The organism is Paenibacillus sp. FW101-FHT12H11 (genome assembly GCF_058790355.1).
In genome coordinates this window covers 1-16,177 of sequence record NZ_JBYTCO010000012.1, presented here as the reverse complement: position 1 = coordinate 16,177, position 16,177 = coordinate 1, and the positions used below count along the sequence as shown (strand labels likewise).

Genomic DNA, 16,177 nt, shown 5'->3' with positions numbered 1-16,177 from the left:
GTGAGCAACATAGAAAAGACCGTCTGGCACTTTGGCCTAGACGGTCTTTTTGTGTGGTTAGGAGTCCCCTTGCAGTACATGGGAACTACTGGGCGCTATCTTGCCTGAATAGACATCTGGAGAAACATAGGGGAACTAGGTTTCTCTATTTTCTCCATTTCGGTTAGAAACGCGTCAATTTCAATGAAATAAGGCCCCGTAGTTCCCCCTGAAACTGTGAAAACTCGATTTTAGTCTGAATAGAGGCCTACGGTTCCCTTATATTGCGACAAACAATGCGCGCATCCTCTGGAGAATGAGTCGCACCAACTACGCCTCGACCCACTCCCGTCGCAGCGAGAACAAGTCACGCAGCTCGTCTGTCGACAGCTCGGTGATCCAGTTCTCACCCGTGCCGACGATCTGCTGGCTCAGGCCGAGCTTGCGCTCGATCATCTCGTCGATGCGCTCTTCGAGCGTGCCGAGCGTGACGAACTTGTGCACCTGCACATGGCGCGTCTGCCCGATGCGGAAGGCGCGGTCCGTCGCTTGGTTCTCGACGGCGGGATTCCACCAGCGATCATAGTGGAACACATGATTCGCCGCCGTCAGATTGAGCCCGATGCCGCCGGCCTTCAGCGAAAGAATAAACACATTTCGCTGCTCCTCTGCCGGCCGCTCAGCATTGTCCTGGAAGTTCGCGATCATCTCATCGCGACCCGCTTTGGTTGTTCCGCCATGCAGGAACAACACGGTCTCGCCCAGCTCCTGCTGCAGCACATGCTGCAGCAGGTTGCCGGTCTCGACAAACTGCGTGAAAATCAAACACTTGTCGCCTTCTTGGCGCAGCTCCTGCACCATCTCGAGCAGGCGCTCCAGCTTGTTCGAACGACCGCTCCATGGAGCGGTCAGGCCTTCCTTGAGCAGCAAGGCAGGGTGGTTGCACACCTGCTTGAGCTTCGTCAGCGCGGCGAGAATGAGTCCGCGCCGCTCCATAGCAGAGAGCGTATCCAACCGGTCGAACATGTCCTGGATGTAGTTTTCGTATAACGAGCCTTGCTCGGCGGTCAGGGAGATGAACGTTTTGGACTCGTTTTTTTCCGGCAGATCGAGCTGAATCGCGGGATCTTTCTTCTCGCGGCGCAGCAGGAAGGGACGGATTAACTTTTGAACCTTGTTGATAATCTCAACATCACGCGTCTTCTCGATCGCATTCACATAGCGATGCGTAAACTCACGCACTGTGCCCAGGTAACCGGGGTTCGCGAAATCGAAGATCGACCATAGCTCCGTGAGCCGATTCTCAATAGGTGTACCTGTCAAGGCAATGCGGTGAAAACCGTTCAAACGGCGAATCGCCGAAGCTTGCTTGGTATAAGCGTTTTTTATATTTTGCGCTTCGTCCAGACAGATGGAGTTCCAGGTGATTTCACCCAACTCCGCTTCATCCAGATGGGACAGCGTATAAGAAGTTAGTACTAAATCAACCTTGCCGACAGCTTCCGTGAAGGCGGTTCCCTTGAACCGTTGAGGCCCGTAATGCAGATGCACCTTGAGAGAAGGGGCGAAGCGCTTCAGCTCCATCTGCCAGTTGCCGAGAACGGAGGTTGGGCAAATCAGCAGAGAAGGCGCAGCTGGCTGCTCCGTCTCTTTGACGGTGAGCAGGTAAGTGATCCATTGAATCGTTTTACCTAGACCCATATCGTCCGCCAAACAGCCGCCAAGGCCGAAACGGCGCAAGAACAGCAGCCAAGAGATACCGTCCACCTGATAGTGGCGCAGCGAGCCTTGGAAGCTCGGTGGCGGCTCCATGGTGGGAATTGCAGCTGATTGCGTCAGCTGGTCAACCATGTGGCGCAGCTGCTCGTTCAACTCGACTTCCATCTCGATGTAGCGTATCGCATCGGGATCATCTTCCGCAGGCAGCAGCCCGGCTGCATCTCCAGCGAAATGCAGCTCTAACACGTCGCGGAAGGAGAGGCCCTGCTTCTTCTGGACCTGCTTCATGATCTGTTCGACCTGTGCCATGAACTTCGGATCGAGTTGAATCCAATTGCCGCGAATCTGGATCAGCTTGCGCTTTTCTTCCAGGAGCAAACGGAATTCTTCCTCCGTCAGCTCCAGATCACCCACAGCCAGCTTCCAGTCGAACTGCATCAGCTGGGTGAGCCCGAACATCGTCTCGCGTCCCGAACCGACGGAAGACTTGATCTTCGCGCGCAGCTTCGGCTTCATCTTGCGGATGCGATCCCACCAGGCCGGGAGGAACACACTGGTCCCGGACTCCACAAGCCGCACGCTTCCCTCTGCGAGGAAGCGCCAGGCCTCTTCCTCCGTCAACGTCTGACGGAGGGTGCTTTCGTCCGCATCCAGCCAAGGCAGGATGCGCAGCCATTTGGCCGCGTCACGTTCGACGCGGCTAAGCTCCGGCTGCCACGCCTCCGGCAGAGGCAGTTCGCCCGCCACCGGCTCGCCGGTGGGCGTCACCGTGCGCAGCACGTCCGGCGCCAGCCGGTCCTGCAGCAGCACGCGCAGCTGCCAGCCTGCGCCATGCGCCAGGTCCGGCTCTGCGAGCTGCAGGCACGTGCGCATCGGCGACCGGTCTTGGCGCCAGCCGATGGCGACGAGCCAGTCTTCCTCGTCGAGCCAGAGGTCGGCGGCGATTTCGCCTCGCCGCATGAGCGGGTACGCCGCCTCCAGCTTGCGCAGATTGTCTTTCATGATGCCGTCTGCGTCCACCCATTCGGGGATGAGCGCATGAATCCAGCGGGAAACGGCTGGCGATTCCAGAGATTGCAACTCCTCAGGGAGCTGCAGCTTCCAGCCCATCTCGCCGGCCTTCCATTTCTCGTAATCCGGCATGAAGCTTCCGGTGGCTAATGCCTCACGAACCGCAGGGGCCAAGCGGATGAAATCCGCGGAGTCCTGATGCCAGCTAAGCTGCAAATGCTGCACAGGCTGCGGATCGCTGAAATAATCGAGCGCCTCAAGTGGCTGCAGCTCAATGCCTTCGCGATTTTGCCATTCGCTGGGTTCCATGAAAGTGCCATAGAAGGAAGCGCGGTGCCAGGCAAAAAGCATATTTTTCAAATCAAGGGCGTCCCAAATGCCGCCGTTCTCGCGGGATCCCCATAGAAACAAGGAGCCGCTGGGGAGGGAGCTTACATGAACCGTCAGCGCGCTGGTTTCGATCATCGAATCCATTTTCCTTTCTTAAGCTCTTCTTGGAAGGCACGCAAGCGTGAGAATTTATCCGCTAAACGATACACATAGTGCTCCCAGCGATCGTTCTGGCCTAACTGTTTGTATAAGCTGTGCAGCTTCTTCAGAAGCCGGACAGCTGTTTTGTAGGAAGCTCTGTTTTTCTCCAAAACCGCACGTTCCGCCGCTTGATGATACAGAGGGAGGAGCAAAGCGGCATCGTGCTCTTCGATTGCTTTTAGCTCCAACGTGTATAGATTTAAAGGCGAAATACGGTTTGCCAGCTGCAAATCCACCCATTGCCGATACCTTTTGGTCTGCAGCAAATAGGCTGTGTAATAGTAGTAAGAGCGAGGCAGGAGGGACTCCATGACCTGTACCCATTCGCTGTCGGATTCCAAATGCTTGGTCGTGTCAAGCCAGTATTGGCAAAAGGTCCGGAAATCATCGTGATTGGCCTGGGCAATCGACTTGAACAACCAGCGGAGCCAGACCAGCATGTCGTTCCACTGCTGATCGTTGTAATAATAATTCAGGTACAGGAAGTAATCCTTAGCATGAGGATGAGCCAAAAGTTCCAGCAGCTTGAAGGCACTGTCTGTATCTCCCTGAATAATGTGAAAATGGGCTCTAGCCGCAATCAGCGCATCTTTTCTCTTAGCAGGCTGATCTTTCTTGGACAGAAGGGCGTCGAGGCGCTGAATCTCCTCTTTCTGCGCGGCTGTTTGCGCGGATAGCTTCCACCAGATGAATCGATACACGAAAAGCCAGTCAATCGGGCTGTCTTTTCCTTGCAGCGCGAATTCACCGAGCATTTTGAGTGTAGCCAGCATATGTTTGGGCTCAGCCGCGAAGGAGGCGTTCAGATCCATCCCTTGTGTAAGCTGGGCGAGCTTATCCTCACAGTTTTTTGCGGCGATTTTGCACCCGTTTTCGTGATAATAAGACAAGTAAGAGCTTTTGGTCTCTTGATAAAATTGTTCGATCTTACGCATCATGAACAGCACGATATGAAGCATATAGATCTCGCGCATTGAGTTTTTCCAATCGGCGGCAAAGCCAGGCAAAGACTCTAACGCAGAATCATAAAACGTTTCAATGGAGTGCTGATGCGAAATCGAGAACCCATGAAATCTCCCCTCAAAAAAACGATGCCAATCAGCAGGCAAAGCCGTTTCTTCGGGTTTCGTGGCCTTGGCGGCTTCTTTGCGTTCCTGTGCCGGGGAGGCGCCCCGCAATGGTTTTTTGCGGGCGAATATTTGTTGCTTTAACTGTTGCAGCAGCAGTTCGGGCCGTCCATAGGGAGCGTATAAGCTGAAGAACGTAGCACCGATATGCTGGCAAAAACCATCGAAGGAGCAGCTGCAGGAGCTGTCCTGAAAATTCTCTAAGTTCACCGTCGTGTTGTGCAGTCTCTTGCCTGCAACCGTCGACTGAATGCTTGTGCCCTTCAGATCGACATCCGCCACACGGCCTTTATGATAATACTCCCAGCCCTGCTCCAGTACGGCAGCATCAAAATGCAGCGGGATTTGCTTGATTAGGTAGTTCATTCGATTTTTGGGAATCTGCAGTTTCAGCATGTGTGCTTTCCTACCCTCCGAGCGGTACATTCCTTCTTCCATAGTAACAGATTTTTTCCGAAATTGCCCATTTCCACAGTTTATGCCAAAGGGTAATTTTTTATCCGGGGGAAAAACGGTTAACCCTGCATTCAAACCTATAATATGATAAAGTGAAGCTAGAAGGTTAGCTACCGAAGGGAGACTTTACAATGGGTATTAAATTCGGAAGAGAATATAAGGATATTGTCACTGATTTTGTACGCGGCATTGAGATGGTGAATGGTTTCTACGAGCTGCTGGAGATGAGTGCGGACGATTGGGAGGAGCTTGAGCCCGAAGAACAGGAAGAGTGCCTGCGTACGCTGGCTGACGATATTTTCTATGGATTGGGCAACAGCCCTGTGATGCATGTTGGTGCAGGCTCGGTTCGCCATGATCCGAGTAATCACGTGTTGAAGGTTCACGACGGGGAAAAGCTCGTTTCCGTCATCTATTTGGTCTGATTTTTGAGTGAGCTCAAGAAAGGTGTATAAAAGCTATGCTGGATGGGGCAAGGAAGGTTTTACAACAAGTTTACGGGTACCCGGAATTCCGCGAGGGGCAGAAAAATATCATTTCCAACCTGCTTGAGGGGAAGGATACGCTTGGCATTATGCCAACGGGCGGCGGTAAATCGATCTGCTATCAGGTTCCTGCGATGCTGATGGAGGGCGTGACCCTCGTCATCTCTCCGCTGATTTCCTTGATGAAGGACCAAGTGGATGCCCTAGGCGTGCTCGGAGTTCCGGCGACGTTCATTAATAGTACTCTGGAAGCCAGAGAAGTGGAACAGCGGATGCAAGGCGCGATGCAGGGCAAATACAAGCTGCTGTATATCGCGCCCGAGCGGCTGGAGTCAGAGCGGTTTCGCGCGCGGATGTCGGCGCTGAATCTACCTTTTGTAGCCATTGACGAGGCGCACTGCGTGTCCCAGTGGGGGCATGACTTCCGTCCCAGCTATGTCTCGATTGCTCCGTTTATTCGCGAGCTCCCGAATCGCCCGATTGTAGCGGCTTTTACCGCTACAGCGACAGCCGAAGTGACGGCAGATATTGCAAGGCTGCTCGACCTGTCGGATGCGGGCATCTTTGTGAACGGTTTCTCGCGGGATAATCTGGAGCTGACGATTCTTCGCGGAGAGAACAAGCGGGATTACATTCACAATTATGTGAAAGAGCATACGCACCAGCCCGGCATTATCTATGCCGCTACCCGCAAGGATGTGGAGGAGCTGTACGAGTCATTGCGGAAAAAAGGCTACGCCGCAGGCAAGTACCACGCCGGATTAACGGATGATGAGCGCTCCTACATGCAAGAAGCGTTTCTCTATGACGATGTTCGGGTGATGATCGCCACGAATGCCTTCGGGATGGGCATCGATAAGTCGAACGTGCGTTATGTTATCCACTACAATATGCCGAAAAATATGGAGGCTTATTACCAGGAAGCCGGTCGCGCAGGACGTGACGGGGAGCCGAGCGAATGCATTCTGCTGTTCAGCGCGCAGGATATTATGACGCAGAAGTTCCTCATTGAACAGAACCAGCTTTCGCCTGAACGCAAAGCCAACGAATACAAAAAGCTGCAGACGATGATCGATTACTGCTATTCGCCGAGATGTCTGCGGAATGTTATTTTGCATTATTTCGATGAGCGGAATGTGAAAGACACCTGCGGCAACTGCAGCTCGTGCAAAGACGATCGCGATACCGTGGATATTACGGTTGAAGCGCAGAAAATTTTTTCCTGCATCCGCCGCATGAATGAACGTTTCGGGATTTCAATGGTTGCTTCTGTCCTGAAGGGCTCGAAAGCGAAGAAAATTGTCGAATATCGGTTCGATCGACTGCCGACGCATGGCATTATGCGGGATTTGCCGGAAAAAGAAATTTCCGATCTGATCAATGTATTGATCTCGGAAGGGTTCTTGCAGCTGTCCGAAGGCCAGTACCCTGTGGTCCGATTAATGCAGCCTGCAGCGGAAGTGCTTCAAGGGAAGCTGCCTGTGTACCAAAAGGTGCGCAAACAACCGGTCAAAGCTGCTGCTATCGACAATACCTTGTTCGAGCAGCTGCGTTTGCTTCGCCGGGAAATTGCCGCACGCGAGAAAGTGCCGCCGTATATTATATTCTCCGACAGCACGCTGCGTGAGATGAGTGAAAGCTGCCCGACCTCGGAATCCGCGATGCTGCGAATCAAGGGTGTCGGCGAGGTCAAATACCGCAACTACGGGAAGCCGTTCCTTGATCTGCTGCGCACGTATGCGGGTGAGAGCGAAGCCGAGGCGGTCGCTTATGATTTTGAGTAAGGGGTAAGTAAGGAATTAGTAGGGGAATTCGGGAGAGCGAGTAAGGCTGGAAAGGGCGGAAGAACGTGAAACTGGAGCATAGCGAGATTGATCAAAGGCTTGGGGCGCTCGCAGGCTGGACGACGGACGATCATAAATGGATTTTGCGAAAATACCGTTTCGCGGAGTTCATGCTGGGCATTTCTTTTGTAAATCATGTTGCCCGTATCGCTGAAGCGGATAACCATCATCCCATGATCGCCATTGATTATAAAATGGTGACCTTGCGGCTTACCTCATGGCATGCAGGCGGTTTAACAGAGTTGGATTTTCAATCTGCTGCCAGGTTTGATCAAGCATTTGAAGAGGTTGTTGCAGGTTCCAGGGATGCTTAATTGTGTAAGCTCTCGTCGTACACCATGCAGTGAAAGTTCGATGCGCCTGTGGGCGTCTGCTTTTCATAAGTATCCGTGATGGTGAAACCAGCACGCTTATATGTGCGGATGGCGCGCTCATTCCAGACAAGCACTTCAAGGTCGACCTCCTGCCCGGGGGCGTGCTTTAGCGCTTCACGGGTCAGGAGCTGCACGAATTGGACGCCAATTCCGCTGCCTTTCCCGCAGAGATCCGGACGGAGTCCCAGACCTAAGCGCGTGACGCCGACAATCGGGAAGAACTGAACGAAGCCGGCTAGCTCGCCACTATCATCGACGATGGCTCGGTACTGTTCCGCCCGAATGTGCGGGTCAGCGAATTCGGTTTGCTCCCGCAACATGGTTTCCCAAGAGGGCCAATTGTACAGCTCGTAGGGAGACGGATATTTCCACGTGCATAACTCCTCGCATTGCGCGTTAGTTAACGGTACAACTCGCCAGGGTAAGCTTGCTTTTACCACTTTTATTATCACCTTTTCTTTTATCGGTTGGAGGATCGCATGGGTTGGCTTTTACATATTCCATTTACTACATGTATTCTGTTTTCTATGCTCATGCTGGGACTACATACATTTCGAATTTCTGTGAATAAGAAATGGCCACTTGTGCTCATCTTCACCTTGATTATCTCCTGTTTGGTCGAACTATTTACGTTCCTTGTGGATACGAAGTCTTGGAGTCCCATGCTTGCTATCGTGCTGGAAGCCATCTGTGTTCACTATGTATTACGATTGCGCAAGCTGCATGCACTCATGATCGTATTGCTTGGAGCTGTGGGCTATACGATTTATTTATTCATTGTTCTAATCGGGGTGGCGCTTGTAACGGATGTTCCCGTTTACGATTATTTTGACAGCCTGGATTCCTGGTATCGTCCTCTGAAAATCTATGCCGCACTGCTTGCGTGCCTGACGGCAATGCTCTTGAACAAGAATCGATTAGGCTTCACGATGCGGCTGGAACGTAATGATTTCAAACATGCTAATCAAGCGTGGCGTCCCCGGAATCATGTGTTTTTTCCCGCTCTTTTAACTGCTTTTATTCTTTGTTCCTCAGCTTATTATGGCGTATCCAGGCATGTGGCGTCCATTTTCTATTGGGCTGCTGGATTTTGCCTCGTGTTAGCCTGGATGATTTACCTGCTGTATCGCAAGGAGATGGAAGAGCAGTGAAAGACGGATTTTGGAGATTCTGGATTTTGGATACAATAACGATAACGATTTTATTTGGATGAGGAGGTCATTTCCATGGCCCAAGTTACAGTTCGTGAAGCTGTTAGACAAGATATTTCCCAGTTAAAAACGTTAATGATCGCTTATATCGTGGACTTTTACCAATATCGCCAGCCAGAGGATGAGAAGTTGAACGGATTGATTCACCATCTGCTGGAGCAAAAGGACGGCATCCAATTTGTAGCGGAATCGGAAGATGGGAAATTGGTCGGTTTTGCGACCTTATATTTTACCTTCAGTACATTGCGTGCCTCCAAAGTAGCGGTTATGAACGATCTCTACGTTATCGAATCGGAACGCGGTCAGGGCGCGGCTGCGAAGCTTTTTGCCGCCTGCAAAGGGTATGCGGCCCGACATGGCTACGCCAATCTTTCATGGACCACAGCAACGGACAACCTGCGTGCGCAGGCTTTTTACGATAAAATGGGCGGAGATCGCAGCGATTGGCTCACTTATTCTGTTAATCCAACGATTGGTATCGGGGATTAATTGTAGCTTGCTGCGACTGACTGTTGCGGTGGGCAGCAAGGTAGCGAGGGGACACGGAGGGAACTACGGTCCGCTATTCGTGCGATAGTTGCCCCTCTGATGGATGAAGGGGAACTATGAGCCGCTATTTCGCCGGAATTGGCGGAAATGTGGAGCCGCTGGGGCAAATAGAGCCCTGTAGTTCCGCTGAGGAAGTGGAATGCACGAGAATTGCAGAATTAGAGGACTATAGTTCCTCTAAATCTATGGGGGCAGCAAAAGGTTACCGCTCCTGCACCTCGAGATTGGGTAAGACCATCGCCGATCTCAGGCAATCATTGCTCCACGGTCGTCTCGACTGGTCGGACTTTCTCGATACAAGGGAAGTCACGACATCTGCACAAGTCGCTTTGTTTGAGGTTGAATAAGGAAGGAGGACTGTCAGGCTACCGCCTCGGCGGTCTTTTTCGTAGGTCCGAAACATAACTTCCGTGCGCAACATTTTTACGATAAAATAAGTGGAGGTAACTGGAATTCATTGCAGGTAGGGAAAGGTGGCATAATCTGTGGAAAATATCGTAGGTCAATCATGGCTGCTCGGACAACTGGGCGATGCCAATATCGTCATTGCGGATTGCCGTTTTGCGTTAGGACAACCTGAATCTGGCAGAAAACTTTATGAGCAAGATCATATAACGGGAGCTGTATACGTAGATTTGGAGAAGGACCTGTCCGGTGCCATTATGGCGCACGGAGGCAGGCACCCGCTTCCTGATCTCGGTGCATTCTCCATCCTTGTGGGCAGCCTCGGGATCGACAGTACCAAAACCGTCGTCGCCTACGACGATCAAGGCGGAGCCATGGCCTCGCGCCTATGGTGGATGCTGAAGTTCCTCGGGCACTCCGAGGTGTACGTGCTCGACCAAGGATATACCGCTTGGAAAGCGGCGGGCTATCCGGTTACAGATGAAGTGCCCGCCACGTACCCGCGGACCTTCTCGCCGAAAGTGCAGCGCACCATGCTGGCTTCCATGGATGAGGTCAAGGACAAGCTCGGGCGCCCAGGTGTCGTGCTCGTGGACTCGCGTGAGGAGCGCCGCTACCTCGGCTTGGAAGAGCCGATTGACCCAGTGGCCGGTCACATTCCCGGCGCACGGAACTACTTCTGGAAAGGCGTGCTCGGCGCTGATGGCGCTTGGCTGCCTGCGGCCAAGCAAGAGCAGCATTTTGCCGGCTTGCGCGATGCCGATGAAATCATCGTCTATTGCGGCTCCGGCGTGACGGCTTGCCCGAACGTGCTGGGCCTGAGCGAAGCGGGTTTTGACAACGTGAAACTCTACAGCGGAAGCTGGAGCGACTGGATCAGTTGGGAAGATAACCCGATTGCGACGGGTGAAGAGTAAGAGTTAACCTAGCAGATTCAGCCAACAAACAAAAAAGCCTGATTCCCTTAATGGGAATCGGGCTTTTTTCACCTTGCCGTGTCATCTCGATGTCTCATCCTGCCGTAACGCGGTGACTGCTGATTAGCGTCTTAGCCGCTACGGAGAACAACTCAGGCTTGAAATCAGCCTTGTTGATATAAGCTACCATGGCGGCGCCGCTCCATAACATACGTATCTGCTCGGAAAGGTCGCGGGGATTGGGGAGCCCAGCCTCCTGGGCCAATAAAGTTACCTCGTCCCAGAAGTCGCTTCTGCTCGCAAGTGCTTTGACATGGTTAGGGTGCGCCGGTTCAGGGAACTCCACAATTGTATTCATGAAGGAACAACCCCGATACGTAGGACGCTTCATACGTTCAGCTAAATAGTCCATTAAAAAAAGGAACTGCGCGAGCTTGGACTCCGGATGCTCCTTCCGTGCATGCTCGATATTCGACATAAACTGGAGTCGACGAAGCTCTAAGTACGCAGCTACTAACTCATCTTTGGTCGCGAAGCTTCGATAGAAGCTGGCTTTGGCCACACCGGATTCATGAATGATCCGATCGATGCCGACCGCGCGCACACCCTCACGATAAAACAACTCATCGGCAACTCGCAAAATGCGCTCCTTGGCTGTTTCTTTCTTTTCCATCGGAAATTCACCTACCAAAAGATATTTTTCTATATGTTAAAAAAGAATGGCTTTTGATAAATAAAGAGACAGGTCTGTCTATAATATTTTAGATAAGAACACGGTTACTGTCAAATATTATCCCCTTACCAATTCTGGCACTATACGCTTCTGCAGTGGTCTGATGGCAGATCTGTCGACGAGTTCGAAACAGGCAGAAATGTTTATTTTCGGGACGGTGACGGCAATTTGCTAGAGGTTCTTGCGCATCCCTATGTACAAGAAGGAGTCCTTCCTCCTAGCGGTTATCTAAAGATCCTGTATTTGAGAGAAATCGGCTTTCCGGTTGACGATGTACTTGCATTCAGAGCGCTGCTTGTGGAGCTTTTTGACTTTAAGTTGGATAACGTGGAGGACAATTTTACTTTTGCTATCGGGGGAACCGCGCATGTCGTTGTTGTTTCGAAAAGGAGAAAATGGCTCCCTATTGCCATGACGGCCCTGCAGCCTGCTATGAACGTTACGTTCGGGGCGCCAAGTGCCCAAGTGTTAAACAAAATCAGTATCAATTTAGACGGTAAAAACATCCCGTACACCCTGGAAAAAGATAGGCTTCATTTTCAAATAGGAGCATATAACCTTCATATACAAGTCACGGCTTTCCCTGAAAACGTGCCGGTGCTTTTGAAATTACCATAATTCTATCTGCTGCCCATAAATTTTGTAAAATCTTGACCTATTATGTCGTCCCGATGTGCTAGAATAAGAGAAACAGATGGAAATTATATGCAGAGGGGTTTGTTGATGAGGAACAAGAGTGGGATTTTCTTGGTGGGTTGCCTTGGTTTTATCGGATTGCTAGTGTTAATTGCAATCATCACAGCAGCTGTTGTATGGGGGCAACGGGGGACGGCAATTGCGCTGGATGAACAAATTAAGTCGCAACACGTCGCAAATAAGTCAAACTACGATAACATGTGGAAAAGGTTTAAGGAAATGGCCCAAGTCACCGATATGCAGGCAGATGATATCAAAAAGGTATATACCGACCTCATTGCAGGCCGTTACACGGATACGCAGGTGCTTTTCAAAGTGGTACAGGAGCAGAACCCGCAGATGAGTAAGGATTTGTATTCGAAGCTGCAAAATGAAGTATCATCGGCTCGTACCGAGTTTGATCGGAACCAGAAGAAAATTGCCGATCAAGTCCGCGAGTACAACACGCATATCCGGAAACATGTGCTGATGAATGCGATTTTCCATTTCCAAACGATGGACGCAGAGAAATTTATTATTACTTCGGACCGTACGAGCGATGCGTATCAAACTGGCAAAGATAACGAAGTGAAGCTGAGGTAGCAGATGGCGTATTGGGCAGCGTTATTCCTCGTACTGATTGTGGGTTTTGCCATTGAACTTATAACGGGCCGCAAATGGTGGCGATACGTGCTGACATCCGTACTCGCCGTCATCCTGTTCGCGGGTGTAGTAGCCAGTGATTTTTTCCTAAGGACGGTCGATACGGAGGTCTGGTCCGGGGCGGTTACGGACTGGGATCACAAAGAAGAGTGGGACGAGTGGATTGCAGGCAGCGAAGAATGCTCTACGGACAGCAGAGGTCGAAAGAGCTGTACCAAAGAGCCCGGCCACTACGAGCACCACGAGGCGGTAAACAAACTTAAAACATCGGATAACGGATGGTTTGAGGTGAGCAGGTCCATGGACGGAAGGACTAGGTTTACGGACAGATCACCCAACTCGGCAGCCGAGTTGGCCAAATATTTTCCTCCTGGGACACCCTCGGCCTCCGTGCATCTGTATGTGAATAAGGTGAGGGGTTCTTACAGTCTTTTTAAACATAGCGACATTGATCTGAAAGAATTTCCTGATCTGCCTGAATATCCGAGCTTCGTCTCGGAGGTGCTTCATGTTGATAGAATCGTGGGTAATGTGCCAAACAGGCAAAATGCCTTGGCGGCGTTGGCGGCATGGAATACCGAGTTGAACAAATCGGTGCCTGACCCGGATCGTCCTGGGGAGACGAAGTCGTGGAAGCAGGTCAATCTCATTTTTGTGAATATGGGGACAGATCTGCCGCAAGCGTATGGCTATGCTCTTCAGGATAAATGGAAGAACGGCAATAAGAATGATTTCATCGTCAGCTTTAGTCCAGCTTCGGATGGCTCTATGAAATGGGTGCACGCATTCTCGTGGAGTGAAGTCGATATGCTTAAGCTGGAAGTTCAGGACTATATGACAGAGCAGGGGTATGGCAAGGACTTCGTGCCGATTGTGAATCATGTGGCTCAGATGGTGGCGGACCAATTCGTGCGCAAGCAGTTTGCGGACTTTAACTACTTGCAAATTGAAGTGAGCGAGACGTCGACCTATATCATTTGGGGGCTTGAGATGTTTGTGCTTCTATTCTATATGTATAGATGCATCCTAACCTACGTTCGTCGGCGACGTAACCTGACATATGATTATTCCTAGCTAAAAAGCGTTCTCCCACCGGATGGTGAGAGAGCGCTTTTTGGTTTTTTACGACGATGTGGCGTACAGCCTCGCTGAGGCAATATCAAACTCTATGAATCTCTTGTATGATCCTATGAAACATCGGGAATACTAGATCTATTAGTCTTGTATTATTACTATTCATCTGTAGATTTACGAGAAAAGGGAGAATCAAAGAATGATATTCGGACCTCATAAGGGGGGAGAGAAATGAGTTTTTTCAAAAAGCTATTGTCGGAACACCGCCCAGTTAAAACACATGCCCGTATAAGTGATCAACAGAAGGTCAAGGAACCGTTGAGCAATGATTTACAGTTTAATTTAGATAAAATCAGGGCGATTATTGGAAATAGCGGCGATCTGGCGATTAAACAGTTTCGAATCGGCGATGGTTCCATTCAAATGGCGGTTGTCTACGTAGATGGACTGGTTGATAAGAAAATCCTGGAAAACTTTGTTGTAGATCCTCTGATGACGGGAATCAAGCAGTCTGCCGAACTTAGCGCAAAGTTGTTAGTCCATCCGGATCCGATGAGCTTCTTAAAGGAAACTGTATTGACCATTGAAGATCTTGCCGACGTGACGGACTTCGAGACATTGCTATTGGCTATGCTATCCGGTGACAGCGTGATCTTAATGGAAAACAGGGACAGGGCGATAGCTGCAGGTACCAGGGGGTGGGAGCACCGGAACGTGGAAGAGCCTTCAGCCCAGTCCCTGATCCGGGGGCCACGCGAGGGTTTCACGGAATCGCTGCGCATCAATACAGCCATGATCAGGCGTAAGATCAAGGATCCCAGACTTTGGCTGGAATCCAGAGAGATCGGCAGGGTAACAAGAACGGAAGTAGCGGTTATGTACCTCAAAGGAATAGCCGATGACGGCGTCGTTGAAGAAATCAGGCAGCGATTAGATCGGATTGACATTGACGCTATATTAGAAAGCGGTTATATCGAGGAATATATTCAAGACGAAACATGGTCGCCTTTTCCGACATTGGCAAACTCCGAGCGCCCTGACACGATTGCCGCGGGACTCCTGGAGGGACGCGTAGCGATTCTTGTAGATCCTCGTGCCTTATGTTAAGGAGAGCAAGAAACTAAGAAAAAACTTTCTCATCGGAGCTCTTATAGGGGGGGCTGTGATAAACGTTATAGTAGCGCAATGTATTTTAGTGCTTAGGGAATATTTGACAGATGATACGGGATATGCCCCTTTGAAGCTGAAAGCGTACAAAATGCTGACCATCCCAACCGCAATGATTTGTTTTTGATGTATCTTTGTTGCTATACCGGATTCCGCTTATTTTAAATATTTGGTCAAAGTTTGGGGCTATTACGATATCAGCATTTGTATGATGATTCCGTTGCTCTTAATAGGCCTCTATTACATTCGTAGAAATAAAAGGAAGCATACAGGAAGCCGGCCCCCGGGAGAGGGAGCTAGCCTTTCCCCCGGTTAAAATCCACTTCCAAACGAACAGGGCAATGATCGCTGCCCAATATATCGCAGTCAATATCGGCGGCAACGATGTTGGAGCTCAGTCTCGCTGAAGCGATAAAATAGTCGATGCGCCATCCGACATTCCGCGCCCGCACGCCGGGCATATTGGACCACCAGCTGTAGACGTCGGTGCGTTCCGGGTAGAGATGCCGGAAAGTGTCGATGAAGCCTGCCTCTAGCAGCTCGGTCATTTTCCCACGCTCCTCAAGGGTGAAGCCGGAGTTGTTGTGGTTGCCCTTGGCGTTCTTGAGGTCGATCTCCTGGTGGGCGACGTTCAGATCGCCGCAGGCAATAACCGGCTTCTTCGTGTCCAGCTGGCCGAGATAGCTGCGGAAGCGATCCTCCCACTCCAGGCGGTAGTCCAGCCTGGAAAGATCGCGTTTGGCGTTCGGGGTATACACCGTCACCAGATAAAATTCTTCGAACTCGAGCGTGATGATCCGACCCTCGGGCTCTTCATCTTCCTCCATGCCGTAGCGGACGGCAAGCGGCTCGAGTCTGGTGAAAACTGCCGTGCCGGAGTAGCCTTTTTTCACGGCATAGTTCCAGTACTGCTTATAATCTTCGCCCAGTTCGAGCGAGATTTGTCCCTCTTGCAGCTTCGTCTCCTGAACACAGATGATATCGGCATCCGTCTCCTTGACGTAATCCACGAAGCCTTTATTCACGCATGCGCGCAACCCATTTACATTCCACGATACCAATTTCATTCGTCAATTTCTCCTAACGTTCGCGATGATTTCTCACCATAGTGTAACATAAGATCTTTACTGCTACATTAAGTGAGCGGTTTGAGAGGGGGATTTACGCCCCATTGGATGAAATCCACTACGTTTGCGAGAAACCTAACATCACTCAAAAAAATGAATAACATTACTTATATTTCAAAATATTTACATA

At 50.8% G+C, this 16,177-nt stretch carries 16 protein-coding genes; 11 read left to right on the top strand and 5 right to left on the bottom strand.

All coding sequences use genetic code 11. The features are described 5' to 3' along the window. Nucleotides 1-309: 309 nt before the first annotated feature. Nucleotides 310-3,183, bottom strand: a complete 2,874-nt coding sequence (locus tag AC3WTJ_RS31665; protein ID WP_492525076.1) for a DEAD/DEAH box helicase — start codon at nucleotides 3,181-3,183, stop codon at nucleotides 310-312. Continuing rightward, nucleotides 3,171-4,763 carry an SWIM zinc finger family protein gene (locus AC3WTJ_RS31660; RefSeq protein ID WP_492525075.1) on the bottom strand — a complete coding sequence of 531 codons (1,593 nt, stop codon included), beginning with the start codon at nucleotides 4,761-4,763 and terminating at the stop codon, nucleotides 3,171-3,173. Before AC3WTJ_RS31660 ends, AC3WTJ_RS31665 begins: the two co-directional genes overlap by 13 nt. A 191-nt stretch (nucleotides 4,764-4,954) precedes the next feature. On the opposite strand from AC3WTJ_RS31660, the gene AC3WTJ_RS31655 reads away from it, so the two are divergent. The 3 genes from AC3WTJ_RS31655 (at nucleotide 4,955) to AC3WTJ_RS31645 (ending at nucleotide 7,466) form a co-directional block, all read left to right on the top strand. Continuing rightward, complete coding sequence (locus tag AC3WTJ_RS31655; RefSeq protein WP_157318283.1) at nucleotides 4,955-5,248, top strand: hypothetical protein; 294 nt, start codon at nucleotides 4,955-4,957, stop codon at nucleotides 5,246-5,248. Between the two features lie 35 nt (nucleotides 5,249-5,283). Beyond that, the gene (gene recQ, locus AC3WTJ_RS31650; protein WP_492525074.1) at nucleotides 5,284-7,092 is read left to right on the top strand and encodes a DNA helicase RecQ; all 1,809 of its coding nucleotides are present in this window, start codon (nucleotides 5,284-5,286) and stop codon (nucleotides 7,090-7,092) included. Nucleotides 7,093-7,157: 65 nt separating this feature from the next. After that, nucleotides 7,158-7,466 (top strand): 4a-hydroxytetrahydrobiopterin dehydratase, encoded by a 309-nt coding sequence (locus AC3WTJ_RS31645; RefSeq protein ID WP_492525073.1) that lies wholly within the window; start codon nucleotides 7,158-7,160, stop codon nucleotides 7,464-7,466. Here AC3WTJ_RS31645 and AC3WTJ_RS31640 read toward each other — a convergent pair. Further along, nucleotides 7,463-7,966: a GNAT family N-acetyltransferase gene (locus AC3WTJ_RS31640; protein WP_492525072.1), complete on the bottom strand. Its 504-nt coding sequence runs from the start codon at nucleotides 7,964-7,966 to the stop codon at nucleotides 7,463-7,465. The two genes, AC3WTJ_RS31645 and AC3WTJ_RS31640, sit on opposite strands and share 4 nt — an antisense overlap. A gap of 39 nt (nucleotides 7,967-8,005) precedes the next feature. Here AC3WTJ_RS31640 and AC3WTJ_RS31635 point away from each other — a divergent pair, with 39 nt between their 5' ends. The 4 genes from AC3WTJ_RS31635 to AC3WTJ_RS31620 all read left to right on the top strand — a co-directional run bounded on the left by AC3WTJ_RS31635 (nucleotide 8,006) and on the right by AC3WTJ_RS31620 (nucleotide 10,608). Continuing rightward, nucleotides 8,006-8,677 (top strand): hypothetical protein, encoded by a 672-nt coding sequence (locus tag AC3WTJ_RS31635; protein WP_492525071.1) that lies wholly within the window; start codon nucleotides 8,006-8,008, stop codon nucleotides 8,675-8,677. A 75-nt stretch (nucleotides 8,678-8,752) separates the two neighbouring features. Beyond that, on the top strand, nucleotides 8,753-9,226 hold the full coding sequence (locus AC3WTJ_RS31630; RefSeq protein ID WP_492525070.1) for a GNAT family N-acetyltransferase: 474 nt from the start codon (nucleotides 8,753-8,755) through the stop codon (nucleotides 9,224-9,226). Nucleotides 9,227-9,342: 116 nt separating this feature from the next. Next, nucleotides 9,343-9,633: a hypothetical protein gene (locus AC3WTJ_RS31625; RefSeq protein WP_492525069.1), complete on the top strand. Its 291-nt coding sequence runs from the start codon at nucleotides 9,343-9,345 to the stop codon at nucleotides 9,631-9,633. 138 nt (nucleotides 9,634-9,771) lie between these two features. Continuing rightward, entirely contained in the window at nucleotides 9,772-10,608 is an 837-nt protein-coding gene (locus tag AC3WTJ_RS31620) for a sulfurtransferase (RefSeq protein ID WP_492525068.1), read from the top strand. Nucleotides 10,609-10,702: 94 nt separating this feature from the next. Here the strand turns inward: AC3WTJ_RS31620 and AC3WTJ_RS31615 are convergent, their stop codons facing one another. After that, entirely contained in the window at nucleotides 10,703-11,281 is a 579-nt protein-coding gene (locus AC3WTJ_RS31615; RefSeq protein WP_492525067.1) for a TetR/AcrR family transcriptional regulator, read from the bottom strand. A 228-nt stretch (nucleotides 11,282-11,509) separates the two neighbouring features. On the opposite strand from AC3WTJ_RS31615, the gene AC3WTJ_RS31610 reads away from it, so the two are divergent. The 4 genes from AC3WTJ_RS31610 to AC3WTJ_RS31595 all read left to right on the top strand — a co-directional run bounded on the left by AC3WTJ_RS31610 (nucleotide 11,510) and on the right by AC3WTJ_RS31595 (nucleotide 14,860). Further along, nucleotides 11,510-11,959, top strand: a complete 450-nt coding sequence (locus tag AC3WTJ_RS31610) for a hypothetical protein (RefSeq protein WP_492525066.1) — start codon at nucleotides 11,510-11,512, stop codon at nucleotides 11,957-11,959. 105 nt (nucleotides 11,960-12,064) lie between these two features. Further along, nucleotides 12,065-12,619 carry a hypothetical protein gene (locus AC3WTJ_RS31605; protein ID WP_492525065.1) on the top strand — a complete coding sequence of 185 codons (555 nt, stop codon included), beginning with the start codon at nucleotides 12,065-12,067 and terminating at the stop codon, nucleotides 12,617-12,619. A 3-nt stretch (nucleotides 12,620-12,622) separates the two neighbouring features. Continuing rightward, on the top strand, nucleotides 12,623-13,753 hold the full coding sequence (locus AC3WTJ_RS31600) for a hypothetical protein (RefSeq protein WP_492525064.1): 1,131 nt from the start codon (nucleotides 12,623-12,625) through the stop codon (nucleotides 13,751-13,753). Nucleotides 13,754-13,984: 231 nt separating this feature from the next. Next, on the top strand, nucleotides 13,985-14,860 hold the full coding sequence (locus AC3WTJ_RS31595; RefSeq protein WP_492525063.1) for a spore germination protein: 876 nt from the start codon (nucleotides 13,985-13,987) through the stop codon (nucleotides 14,858-14,860). 356 nt (nucleotides 14,861-15,216) lie between these two features. On the opposite strand, the gene AC3WTJ_RS31590 is transcribed toward AC3WTJ_RS31595, so the two are convergent. Next, complete coding sequence (locus AC3WTJ_RS31590; protein ID WP_492525062.1) at nucleotides 15,217-15,987, bottom strand: exodeoxyribonuclease III; 771 nt, start codon at nucleotides 15,985-15,987, stop codon at nucleotides 15,217-15,219. Between the last annotated feature and the right edge of the window lie 190 nt (nucleotides 15,988-16,177).